We start from the raw sequence: 11677 nt of genomic DNA, 5'->3' as shown, positions 1-11677 counted from the left end.
ACCCTGCGTAAAGGCGCGGCGCGCGCAGGGTCAACCCAAGCCGGCTATTTTCGTTGCGATCGAGCCGTCAGGCGGCGAACACCCGGTCGTCGCCGCCGCGATCGTCGCCCTGCGCAACGCCGCGCCCCGGCCGGCCGATCAGGAAACCCTGCGCCTCGTCGCAGCCCTCGCGGCGCAGCACGTCGAGCTGTTCGGAGGTCTCGATGCCCTCGGCAAGGATCGGGATCGACAGGCTCTTGCCGAGCGCGAGCACCGCGCGCAGGATCGCGGTCGACTGGACGTTGCCGGCAAGCTCGGCGAGGAAGAAGCGGTCGAGTTTGATCTTGTCGAAGGGAAAAGCGCGCAGCGTTTCGAGCGACGAATAGCCGGTTCCGAAATCGTCGAGCGCGACCCCGACGCCGAGCGCCTTGATCTGACGCAGCACGTGCAGCGCGCGTTCGCGGTCGGCGATGATCGCGGTTTCGGTGAGCTCGATCTCCAGCCGCCGCGGCGGCAGGCCGGTGTCGAGCAATATCTGGTGGAACAGGCGCGGCAGGTCGACGTGCGCGAGCTGCAGCGGCGAGACATTGACCGCGACCTTCGACGCGTGCGGCCAGGCGGCCGCGTCGGTGCAGGCGCGCCGCATCACCCATTCGCCGAGCGCGAGGATGAAACCGTTCGCCTCGGCGAGCGGGATGAAGACCGCCGGCGGGATCGCGCCGCGCACCGGATGCGTCCAGCGCAGCAAGGCTTCATATCCGGTAATTTCGCCCGTCGTGACCGAGGTCTGGACCTGATAATGGACGTCGAGTTCGCCGCGATCGATCGCGCTGCGCAGGTCGGCGGCCAGCTCGCGCTGGTCGCGGATCGCCTCGTCGAGCTGCCAGTCATAATGGCACGGGGTGGTCGCGGCGTCGGCCTTGGCGCGGTACATCGCGAGGTCGGCATTGTTCGCCAGCATCTCGGCGGTCGCCGCATCGTCGGGAAAGACCGCCACGCCGATGCTCGCGCCGAGCCGCGCCTCGAAATCGGGAAAGACCAGCGGCGCCTTGAGTTCGGCATCGAGCCGCGCGGCGAAGGCCGTCAGCTGCGCGCGCTCGGTAAAGCGTGTCAGCGCGACGAACTCGTCGCCGCCCAGCCGCGCGACGAACTCATTATGCCCCAGCGTATCGCGCATCCGCTGCGCAATCCGCGCAAGCACCTCGTCGCCCGCCTTGTGGCCGTGGACGTCGTTGATTTCCTTGAAACGGTCGAGATCGATCGCGCAGAGCCCGACCCGCTCGCCGCTCACCATCGCCGCGCCGATCTGCCGCGCCAGTTCGCCGCGAAAGGCGACGCGATTGGGCAGGCCCGTCAGCGCGTCGTTCATCGCCATGCGCGTCATCTCGCGCAGCGCCTCCGACCGCGTCTGGCGGTCGAGCATCGCGGCGAAGACGCCCGCCGCGATCACCATCCCGCCGACGAGCACCGTCGCGAGCGCCAGCGCGCTGAACTCGGCCGGACGCAGCGGCGTCTCGTCGAGCGCCATCGGGGTGATCCGCATCGCGGTCATCGCGAGAAAATGAAGCGACGCGATCGCCAGCACGATGAGCAAAGTCGCGAGCGGCACGCGGTATCGCACCGCGCGGCTCGTGCGCAACACGGTCAGCGCCGCGGCGGCGAAACCCATGCCGCAGATCACCGCTGCCGCGATATACTGGCCGTCCCAAGTCACGATCCCGTCGACCCGGTACGCGGTCATGCCCGTGAAGTGCATAGCGGCGATCGCGGCGCCGAACAGTGCTCCGCCGATCGCGCCGAAAACCTCGTCCTTGCCCCACGCCGCGACCGCGAAGCCGATGAAGCTGCCGACCATCGCGACCATCAGCGAGGCGATCGTCAGCACCGGATCGAGCGTCACCGGCGCTTTCGCCTCGAACGCCAGCATCGCGACGAAATGCGTGCACCAGATCGTCGCGCTCGCGGCGACGGCGACAAGGAAGGCCCAGGCGATCCCCTGCGACCGCGACCCATCGCGCGCGCGCTCGAACATCTGGACGATCGCAAAGGCGCCGACGCCGCAAATCGCGACCGCCAGCGCGACGAGCCACGGATCGTGGTCGATCGCGATACACATCGCCAGCCTGATCAAGCGCCCACCTTCCCCTCGAACGTCCGTCAGGCGGACAGAGCCAAAGAAGCTCAATGGGTGGGAATCACTTACAGAAATGTAAACCGGCGTTAAAATTTAGCGAACGCCGCGATCAGGCGTCGACCGTGCCCTCGTCGCGTTCGGCCTGCTGCCGCGCCCACATGTCGGCGTAGAGGCCGCGCATGCCCAGCAGCTGGTCGTGCGTCCCCGTCTCGGCGACGCGGCCTTTCTCGAGCACGATGATGCGGTCGGCGTTCGTCACCGTCGACAGGCGGTGCGCGATCACCAGCGTCGTGCGCCGCGCCGCGATGCGGTCGAGCGTCGACTGGATCGCCGCCTCGGTGCGGCTGTCGAGCGCGCTCGTCGCTTCGTCGAGGATCAGCAGCGGCGGATTCTTGAGCAAAGTTCGCGCGATCGCGACGCGCTGCTTCTCGCCGCCCGACAGCTTGAGCCCGCGCTCGCCGACCTCGGTGTCGTAACCCTGCGGCAGCAACGCGATGAAGCTGTCGATCGCCGCGCCCTCGGCCGCCGCTGCGATTTCGTCGGCGTTCGCGCCTTCGCGGCCATAGGCGATGTTGTAACCGATCGAATCGTTGAACAGCACCGTGTCCTGCGGGACGATGCCGATCTCGGCGCGCAGGCTCTTTTGCGTCACCTGCGATATATCCTGATCGTCGATCATGATCCGCCCGCCCTGCGGATCATAGAAACGGAAGAGCAGCCGCGCGATCGTCGACTTGCCCGCGCCCGACGGCCCGACGATCGCCAGCGTCTCGCCCGCGCCGACCGCGAAGCTGACGCCGTTCAGGATCGTGCGGTCGGGCTCGTACCCGAAGACGACATTCTCGAACGCCACCGCGCCGCCGTTCACGACGAGCGGCCACGCGTCCGGCGCATCGGCGATCTCGGGCGGGGTGTCGATCAGGCGGAACATCGCCTCCATGTCGATCAGCCCCTGCCGGATCACGCGATAGACCATGCCGAGCATGTCGAGCGGTCGGAAGAGCTGCGCAAGCAGCGTGTTCACCAGCACCACGTCGCCGACCTTATACTCGCCGGTCGACCAGCCCCAGACGGTATAGGCCATCGCCCCCGCGAGCGCGGCGTTGGTGATCAGGCTCTGCCCGATGTTAAGCCAGGCGAGGCTGTTCTCGCTCTTGACCGCGGCGCGCGCATATTGGTCGGCGACGTCGCGGTAGCGCGCTTCCTCGCGTTCTTCGGCGCCGAAATATTTGACCGTTTCGTAATTGAGCAGGCTGTCGACGCTCCGCCCGATCGTCAGCGTGTCGAGGTCGTTCATCCGCGTCCTGAGCGCGTTGCGCCAGTCGGTCACCTTGCGCGTGAAAATGATATAGACGACGACCATCAGCGCGGTCGCGCTCGCGAGGCCAAAGCTGAATTTGGTCCAGAAGATGATCAGCACCGCGGCGAGTTCGATCACCGTCGGCGCGATGTTGAAGAGTAGGAAATAGAGCATCGTGTCGATGCTCTTGGTGCCGCGCTCGATCACCTTGGTGACCTCGCCCGTACGCCGTGCGAGGTGGAAGCGCAGGCTCAGCGCGTGGAGATGGCTGAACGTCGCGATCGCGAGTTCGCGCGTCGCATCCTGCCCGACGCGCTCGAACACGACGTTGCGCAGATTGTCGAACAGCACCCCGGCAAAACGCGCGCCGGCATAGGCGAGCACCAGTCCGATCGCGAGCGCCACGCCCTCCTCCATTCCCGGCGCCATGCGGTCGATCGCGGCGCCGTAGAGGAAACCCATCGACAGCTGCACGCCTTTCGACGCAAGCACGATGAGTCCCGCAAGGACGATGCGCAGCTTCGCCTCGGCCTGCCCCGCGGGCCACAGATAGGGGAGAAAGCGCCGCAGCGTCGCAAGGACGGGCGGTTCGCGGCTGGCGTCGGCGGATGTTGCGGTATCGGGGGGCATGGACGCCCCATGTAGGGGCACAACGCCGCCGCGCCAACTCCCTCGTCTAGCGCGACTCGCGCCGTCCCGCGTGGCGGATGATCCGGTCGATCAGCCGCCGTTCCTCGGAGGAGGGGGTCGGGACGATCGCGGTGGGCGGTTCGTGGCGGCGACCGAACAGCGGACGCCGGGGCGGGACGATGGGAGCAAAGCGCATGGGGGCTGCTTTCAACTATGCGCGGCGTTGCCCCCCGGCACCGCTATGACCTGGTCCCTGCAGCCATGGTGAAACCGCATGGTTGCGGCCCGGTAAAGCGGCGTGGTTACTGCTTTCTTTCCGGTACCGTGAAGGTGCCGGTGACGCGCCCGCCGGTGCCGCCCTCTACCGGATTGCCGTCGGGTCCGCGCGCCGCGCCGCGCCCGTCGACCGTCGCGCGCCCGCTGCTCAAGTCGATGACGAGCCGTCCGCCGCGCAGATTGTTGCCGCGCTGGCGCAGTTCGACATTGCCGACCATCGTGATCAGGCGCCGGTCGAGGTCGTAGATGGCGACATTGCCCTTCGCCATTTCGTCGCCCTTCACCACCGTCACCCCGCCCGTCGCGTCGAGCCGGTTGACGTCGGTGCCGCCCGCGCGCGTATAGGCGACGGTCATCCGCGGCGCGGTGACCGTCAGCCCCGCCTGCATCACGCGGACATTGCCCGCGAGCACGACGCGGTCGGCGCGGTCCTGCACCTCGATGCTGCCCGCCGCGAAATCGACCGGCGCGTTGCTGTTGTGATTGGCGAGTGCCTGCGCCCGCGCCGCGTCGCCGCCGCCGCCGCTGGACAGCATTGCCAAGCTGGTCAGGGCGAAGCTCGCGCCCGCAATCGCCATGCTCTTCAGGGTCCAAAGCCGGTTCATTTGAGCACTCCCTGATTGATCCTGAGCCGCGCATTGCCCTCGAGCCGCACAATCCGCTTGTCGAGGTCGGCCGACAGCCGATTGGCCGAAAAGCGGCCGATGTTCAATGTGCCGTCGACGCCGCCCTCGCCCGAGAGCGTGCGCGTGTTGAGGTCGACCGCGACATTGCTCGCGTCGATGCTATAGCCGTTCGCGCTCTTGACCTGCACCGTTCCCGGGACCGCGACCTTTTCGGTCTCCATATTATAGGCGCCGTTCTTCGCGACGATCGTCGCGGGGCCGTCGGCGAGCTTGATCGCCCCCGACAGGTCGGTCATCCGCACGATCGGTTCGGCCGAGCTTTTCTGCACCGCGCTGCCCGCGAGCAGCGCGAAGGGCTGTCCCTTAGCATCCTGCCCGCGATATTCGGCGCGCGTCACCTTCATCCGCTCGCTCGCCATATCGACCTTGTCCTTGGCGAGCAGAAAGCTGATCTCGGCGCGCTGGGTGAAGGGCGAGAAGACGAGCACCGCCGCGACGACGCCGATGACGAGCGGCAGCCCGAAGCGCAGGATGCGCACCACCCGGTCGTGGCTCGACCCGCTCGCCGCCCACATCTGGCGCATCGTGCGATCGAGATCGGCGCGTTCGGACATGGGCGAAACCTCCCGGACCTTCAGCTATGCGCGAAAATATCGACCTCGGGCCAGCCCGCAAGGTCGAGCGCGGCGCGCGTCGGCAGGAAATTGAAACAGGCCTGCGCAAGCGCCATGCGCCCCTCGCGCGCCAGCCGCGCGTCGAGAATGTCCTTCATCGCATGCAGGAAACGCACATCGCTCGCCGCATAGTCGCGCTGCGCGTCGCTGAGCTCGGCCGCGCCCCAGTCGCTCGACTGCTGCTGCTTCGACACCTCCTGGCCGAGCAGCTCGCGCACCAGTTCCTTGAGCCCGTGCCGGTCGGTATAGGTGCGCACCAGCTTCGAGGCGATCTTGGTGCAATAGACGGGCGCGGTCACCACGCCGAGCGCCTGCTGCAGTGCGGCGATGTCGAAGCGCGCGAAATGAAAGAGTTTCAGCCGCGAAGGATCGGTCAGAATCGCTTTCAGAACCGGCGCATCATAGGCGCTACCGGGACCGAAGCGCACCAGATGCTCGTCGCCCGTCCCGTCGCTGATCTGGACGAGGCAGAGCCTGTCGCGCAGCGGGTTCAGACCCATGGTCTCGGTGTCGATCGCGACCGGCCCCGGACGCAGCACGCCCTCGGGCAGATCTTCTTCGTGGAAATAGACTGTCATAGACGCCCGCCTTAGGCCAAGCGGCCCTGCCGCTCAATGGCTGGTTTCGGGGCCCGGCCCCGGACCGCCGAAGCCCGCGGCAAAGCGGGCGATATTCCCCGCCGCCTTTCTGAAATTTTCTGTTCGCAGCCTGTGGATAATTAGGCTATATCTTGCGCTCTTGGTGGCATGGGGCGAGTCCGTGCCCGTGGTGAACTGCGTCCCCGTCCGGCGCAAGGAGCCGGTTGAATGGGGTGTGGACGACCGAAAGCGACTACTAAGCAATGAGTTTCAACAAGGATCGCCGTGGCCATCGGGGACGCGGCAAGCGCGATGATTTCGGCAATTTCGACAGCTTCGAACCGGCTCCCTACGGCGGCGACAGCTACGGCGGCGGTCGTGGCGGCTTCGGCGATCGTGATCGCGGCGGCTTTGGCGGCGGCGATCGCGGTGGCTTCGGCGGTGGCGACCGCGGCGGCTTCGGTGGCGGCGATCGCGGCGGCGGCGGTTTCGGCGGCGGACGCGGCGGCGGTATGCCGGCGCAGGTCGTCGGCGAGGGCCAGGGCACGGTGAAGTTCTTCAACGCATCGAAGGGCTTCGGCTTCGTCGCCCGCGACGATGGCGGCGAAGATGTGTTCGTTCACATCAGCGCGGTCGAACAGGCGGGCCTCCAGGGCCTCGCGTCGGGCCAGCCGCTCGGCTTCACGCTCGTCGAACGCAACGGCAAGGTGTCGGCGATCGACCTCAAGATCGAGGGCGAGCCCCTGCCGATCGAGGAATTCGCCCCGCGCCAGCGCGACGGCGACCGTCCGGGCGGCGCCCGCGGCCGGCGTCAGCTGACCGGTGAACGCACCTCGGGCACGGTCAAATTCTTCAATACGACGAAGGGCTTCGGCTTTATCGCGCGCGACGACGGACAGGCCGACGCCTTCGTCCACATCAGCGCGGTGCAGCGCGCCGGCATGACCGGCCTCGACGAGGGCGACCGCGTGGCTTTCGACATCGAAGTCGACGACCGCGGCAAGTTCGCGGCGGTGAACATCCAGCCGCATCAGGACTGATCGGCCGGACAGGCAAACGAAAGGGCGGCCCGCGAGCCGCCCTTTTTGTTTGGAACGCCGGTTTGCGAACGACCGGTGGCGACCGGAAGCGGACGTACAGATCCTCCCCATCGCGAAGCGCTGGGGAGGGGGAGTGTTGGGTCGTCCAGTCCCCCGGACTGGACTTGGATTGCCGGGGGCAATCCAACCCTACACTCCGCGAAGCGGTGGTGGAGGGGTCTGGCCTTGCACCGACGCCTGACGGCGTCGACCCCTCCGTCAGCCCTGCGGGCTGCCACCTCCCCATTGCTGCGCAAAGGGGAGGATCTGGACGACAGCTCACCACCCCAAAACGGAACCCGGCTCAAATCTTCCCGCGCACTCCCAGGAAGAAACGCCGCCCCAGATAATCATATTGCGTCCCGAACGCCGGCGCCTGCCCGATGACCGGCGGCGTCGCGGTGACGACGGTCGACACGCGCGGCGGCGGCGTGTCGAACAGATTGGCGACGCCCAGCGTGATCCGGAAACGGTCGGCGACGTCGCGGCTCAGCGACAGCGAATGATAGAAGGTCGCGGGCACGCTGACGTCGGGGCAAAAGCGCCCGCCGGGACGGAAGCTCGATGTACGGCACGGATCGCCGCCCTGCGCGCGCAGCAGATCCTCTTCGTTCGACGCCGCGCCGGTGACATCGAGCCCGTAGAAAAGCGTCCACTTGTCCTTCGTCCAGCCGAGGTTGAAATCGCCGACCCATTTCGGATTGCCGATCTTGCCATTGTCGTCGATCTCGGTGCCGGGGAAGAGCTCGACCTTGTCCTCGACCTGCCATGTCATCTGCGCGCGGAAGGTCAGCGACCCCAGATTGCCGAGGTCCTGATCGACCGCGAGCGACACGTCGACGCCGCGACCCTGCTGGCGGCTGATGTTGACATAGCGGTCGGTGACGCTCGCGACGCTCTGCGCGTCGGGGCCGGAGGCGGTGCGCGTGAACAGGCCGCAAAAGGCTTCACTGGCGAAATTTTCCGAATCATAGCAGCCGGTGAGGATGTTGGCCGCGCCGAGCAGCGCGATCTCGTCGCGCACCTTGATGTCGAAATAATCGACCGCGAGGCGCGTCTTGAGCCCGCCCCACAGCGCCCCCGACAGATCGGGGGTCAGGATGACCGACACCGTCTTCGCGGTCGAGGTTTCGGGTTCGAGCCGGCCGAGCCCGCCGCCCGACACGATCGTCGCCGGGCCGATCCCGCCGGCATAGTCGGGGGCGATGCCGTCGGCGGCGCAATTGTCGAAGATGCGCTGGCTGATCGCCCCCGCCGCAAGCCGCGCCGCGGTCTGGATGCACGGATCGATGTCTTGCTGGCCGAGGAAGCCCGTCTGGTCCTGAAGGAAGAGTTCGAACAGCGCCGGCGCGCGGAACGAGGTGCCCCAAGTGCCGCGGAAACGCAGCCAGTCGGTCACCGCCCAGTCGGCGCCGACCTTCCACGTCGTATCGCTGAAACTGTCCTGCGCACCGCCGCGCGCCGTCGCCTCGACATGCGTGTAGCGCGCCGCGGCCGACAGCGTCAGCCGCTCGATCATCGGCACGCCTGCGAGCAGCGGCAATTCGACCTCGCCGAAAAGCTCCTTCGACACGGTGCGCCCCGCGGTGATGCCCGAGGTCGTGAAATTGGCGACATTGCCCGCGAGCGTCGCCTCGCCCGGCGTGTCGTCGATCTCGTCGCGGCGGATGTTCGCGCCAAAGGCGACGCCGACGGGCCCGGCCGGAAGCGTCAGAAGCTTGCCCGTCAGCAGCGCCTCGGCCGAGCTCTGCTTGAACAAGGTCCGCCCCGTCTCGCGTCCGGTCAGGAAGGCGCGTTCTTGCGCCGTGAAATCGCCGCGCAGCACGCGCGGATCGGTAAAGTCGATGTCGATGCACTCGACGCCGCGAATCGCGGTCACCGTCCCCGCGCACGAACGCGTGCGCAAGGTCTGAGAGGCGATCGCATCCTGATAGATGACGTCCTGCGTATAGCGCGCGTCCGACCGGCTGTGCTGGCCGTGGACATCCCATTTCCATGCCGCCCCGATCTCGCCGCGCAGGCCCAGCACGCCGCGATAATAATCGACGTCGGCTTGGGCTTGGGACTTCACCAGCACGCGCGGGCGCAGGATCAGATTGCCGCCGAACTCCCCGTTGAGCGGATCGCCCATGTCACCCGGATCGCAATTATACTGCGTCGGATCACACAGGAAGAAGGGCAGCATCGACGCGCCGGTGAACTGCTGCAGCTCGATCCGCTGGACGCCATTGTTATGCGACTTGCGGTTGCTGAACAGGAATTCGCCATAAGCGGTAATCCCGTCGGTGACGTCGTAAGCCCCCTCGACGAAAGCGCTGACCCGGCGCACGCTCGAGAAGACGTCCGAACCCTGCTCGGCGGGCTCGAACTGGTTGAGCGCGCCGGTCGACGGCCCGTCGAAATTGACCCCGAAGAAATTGTCCGGCCCGAACACGCCAATCGGATTATAGGCATTGATCGGGATGCCGACGCCCGCGAACTCGGCGCCATATTGGCCCGCGAAAACGGCCTGCCCGTTCGGCGCAATCAGCCCGGGGCCGAATGTGGGGAAACCATTTTCGTCGACCCCCGAAAAATCGCTGAACACGATCATGTTCGCCTGCGTGCTGCTGCACGCCGGGCGTCCCGTACGGAAATCGACAATGTCGGCGCGGCTACCATCGGCCTCGCGCTTCAGATATTCTTCGGAGCAGAAGAGGAAGCCGCGGTCGCGCCGCGTCAGATTCTGCTGGCGGAAGATATCGACCGTCGCGAAAACATGGCCGCGGTCGAATTTTTTGCCGAAGCTCGCGTCGGCGCCGTAACTTTCGCCGCCGCCATGTTCGGTGATCGACGAAAAACCGCCCGCTTCGAACCCGTCGAGGTCGTCGCGGATCAATATATTGACCACGCCTGCCACGGCATCCGAGCCATAGATCGACGAGGCGCCGGTCTTGAGTATCTCGACCTGGCGCACCACCGACAGCGGCAGCACGTTGAGGTCGAAGGGCGCAACCGAACCGCGAATCCCCGCCGGCCCCGCGCGGCGGCCGTTGATCAGCACCAATGTCCTCTCGGCGCCGAGCCCGCGCAGCGACACCGTCTGAACGTCATTGCCGCCATTGGCGACGAAGCGGTTCGAAATCGCCGAATTGATCTGGATGGATCCCTGCGCTGCTGGAGTCGACTGCAGCACGTCGGCGAGTTGCACCTGCCCCTGCCGCTTCGCCGTCTCGGGGTCGATGACCTGAATCGGGTCGGCGCTGGTGAATTCGCTCTTCGCAATGCGCGAGCCGGTGACGATGATTTCGTCGCCATCGTCCTGCGCCATTGCGGGGCTCGCCGCGAGCGCAATCGCCGAGGCCGTTGCAGCCAGAAACACCCGGGGGCCGGTGCCCATTTCCATATCCTTGTCCATTCAGAAGTTGATCTCGCCCCCCGGCGCACCCGAAATTATCCGCCGGACGTTTCGATATGGTTTACGCAGCGGTAATTTTTTGGGCCTCGCACCCGCTTGCCGCGACCGGCGCGCACCGCTACGCACGCGTCCGAAAGGATCGGATGATGGTGAGCGCGATGGGCGAAGCATTGGACCGGCTGGAATCGATCATCCGCGACCGTCTCGCGGCAGGCGACGCCGAGGCTTCCTATGTGGCGAGCCTCGCCGCGAAAGGCCGCGGCAAGATCGCGCAAAAGCTGGGCGAGGAAGCGGTCGAGACGGTGATCGCGGCGCTCACCGAGGACGACGCCGCGCTGACCGGCGAGGCGGCCGACCTCGTCTTCCACCTCACCATCCTGCTTGCGACACGCGGCCTGTCGTGGGACGACATCGCCGCCGAACTGGCGCGCCGCCACGGCACCTCGGGCCACACCGAAAAGGCCGGCCGCCCCCACTAGGAGCTTCCTCATGCCGATCGACGCGACCCGCCCCTATGACGACAGCAACATCTTTGCGCGCATCCTGCGCGGCGAGCTGCCGTCGAAGACGGTCTACGAGGACGAATATGCCCTCGCCTTCCACGACATCAACCCGCAGGCGCCGCTCCACATCCTCGTCATCCCCAAGGGCGCTTACGTGAGCTGGGACGATTTTTCGGAGCGCGGCAGCGAGGCCGAGATCGCGGGTTTCGTCCGCGCGGTGGGCAAGGTCGCACGCGATCAGGGCCTCGTCGCGCCGGGCTACCGCCTGCTCGCCAACACCGGCCTCGACAGCCATCAGGAAATCCCGCACCTCCACGTCCACATCTTCGCCGGCCAGCCGCTCGGCCCGATGCTCGCGCGCTGATATCGCGCTCCGTCTGTGACCCCGGTCACAGCATTTTCCCCCTCTGCGACTAAGCGTGCGCGATGCACGGCGACGGGTGGACTCTTGCCCCTGTTTCCAGCAGGATAGATATCCGGGCCAGAAGGGGAGACGAAGCG

At 66.8% G+C, this 11677-nt stretch carries 10 protein-coding genes; 3 read left to right on the top strand and 7 right to left on the bottom strand.

What is annotated here, in order from left to right; translation table 11 throughout:
- Positions 1 to 67 precede the first annotated feature (67 nt).
- The 6 genes from FG95_RS00380 to FG95_RS00360 form a co-directional block, all read right to left on the bottom strand.
- Positions 68 to 2110, bottom strand: coding sequence for a putative bifunctional diguanylate cyclase/phosphodiesterase (locus tag FG95_RS00380; protein WP_235211409.1), 2043 nt, complete (start codon positions 2108 to 2110; stop codon positions 68 to 70).
- Positions 2111 to 2222: 112 nt separating this feature from the next.
- Entirely contained in the window at positions 2223 to 4043 is a 1821-nt protein-coding gene (locus tag FG95_RS00375) for an ABCB family ABC transporter ATP-binding protein/permease (RefSeq protein WP_037553185.1), read from the bottom strand.
- Between the two features lie 46 nt (positions 4044 to 4089).
- Positions 4090 to 4239, bottom strand: coding sequence for a hypothetical protein (locus FG95_RS20680; RefSeq protein ID WP_161786521.1), 150 nt, complete (start codon positions 4237 to 4239; stop codon positions 4090 to 4092).
- A 106-nt stretch (positions 4240 to 4345) separates the two neighbouring features.
- Positions 4346 to 4924 (bottom strand): LptA/OstA family protein, encoded by a 579-nt coding sequence (locus tag FG95_RS00370; RefSeq protein WP_081932942.1) that lies wholly within the window; start codon positions 4922 to 4924, stop codon positions 4346 to 4348.
- Positions 4921 to 5559 (bottom strand): LPS export ABC transporter periplasmic protein LptC, encoded by a 639-nt coding sequence (lptC, locus tag FG95_RS00365; protein ID WP_037553183.1) that lies wholly within the window; start codon positions 5557 to 5559, stop codon positions 4921 to 4923. The genes FG95_RS00370 and lptC overlap by 4 nt, the downstream gene beginning before the upstream one ends.
- 20 nt (positions 5560 to 5579) lie before the next feature.
- Entirely contained in the window at positions 5580 to 6197 is a 618-nt protein-coding gene (locus tag FG95_RS00360) for a ribonuclease D (RefSeq protein ID WP_037553181.1), read from the bottom strand.
- A 263-nt stretch (positions 6198 to 6460) separates the two neighbouring features.
- Here FG95_RS00360 and FG95_RS21280 point away from each other — a divergent pair, with 263 nt between their 5' ends.
- A complete protein-coding gene (locus tag FG95_RS21280) occupies positions 6461 to 7237 on the top strand; it encodes a cold-shock protein (protein ID WP_037553179.1) in 777 nt (258 codons plus the stop codon).
- Positions 7238 to 7580: 343 nt separating this feature from the next.
- Here the strand turns inward: FG95_RS21280 and FG95_RS00350 are convergent, their stop codons facing one another.
- The gene (locus FG95_RS00350; protein ID WP_161786520.1) at positions 7581 to 10655 is read right to left on the bottom strand and encodes a TonB-dependent receptor domain-containing protein; all 3075 of its coding nucleotides are present in this window, start codon (positions 10653 to 10655) and stop codon (positions 7581 to 7583) included.
- Between the two features lie 176 nt (positions 10656 to 10831).
- On the opposite strand from FG95_RS00350, the gene FG95_RS00345 reads away from it, so the two are divergent.
- Together FG95_RS00345 and FG95_RS00340 are read left to right on the top strand one after the other, a co-directional pair.
- On the top strand, positions 10832 to 11152 hold the full coding sequence (locus tag FG95_RS00345; protein ID WP_037553379.1) for a phosphoribosyl-ATP diphosphatase: 321 nt from the start codon (positions 10832 to 10834) through the stop codon (positions 11150 to 11152).
- Positions 11153 to 11162: 10 nt separating this feature from the next.
- Positions 11163 to 11540 carry a histidine triad nucleotide-binding protein gene (locus FG95_RS00340; RefSeq protein WP_037553177.1) on the top strand — a complete coding sequence of 126 codons (378 nt, stop codon included), beginning with the start codon at positions 11163 to 11165 and terminating at the stop codon, positions 11538 to 11540.
- Positions 11541 to 11677: the final 137 nt, after the last annotated feature.

The organism is Sphingopyxis sp. LC363, assembly GCF_000756385.1.
In the GTDB taxonomy this organism is placed as follows: Bacteria; Pseudomonadota; Alphaproteobacteria; order Sphingomonadales; family Sphingomonadaceae; genus Sphingopyxis.
This window is presented reverse-complemented; position numbering and strand designations above follow the sequence as displayed.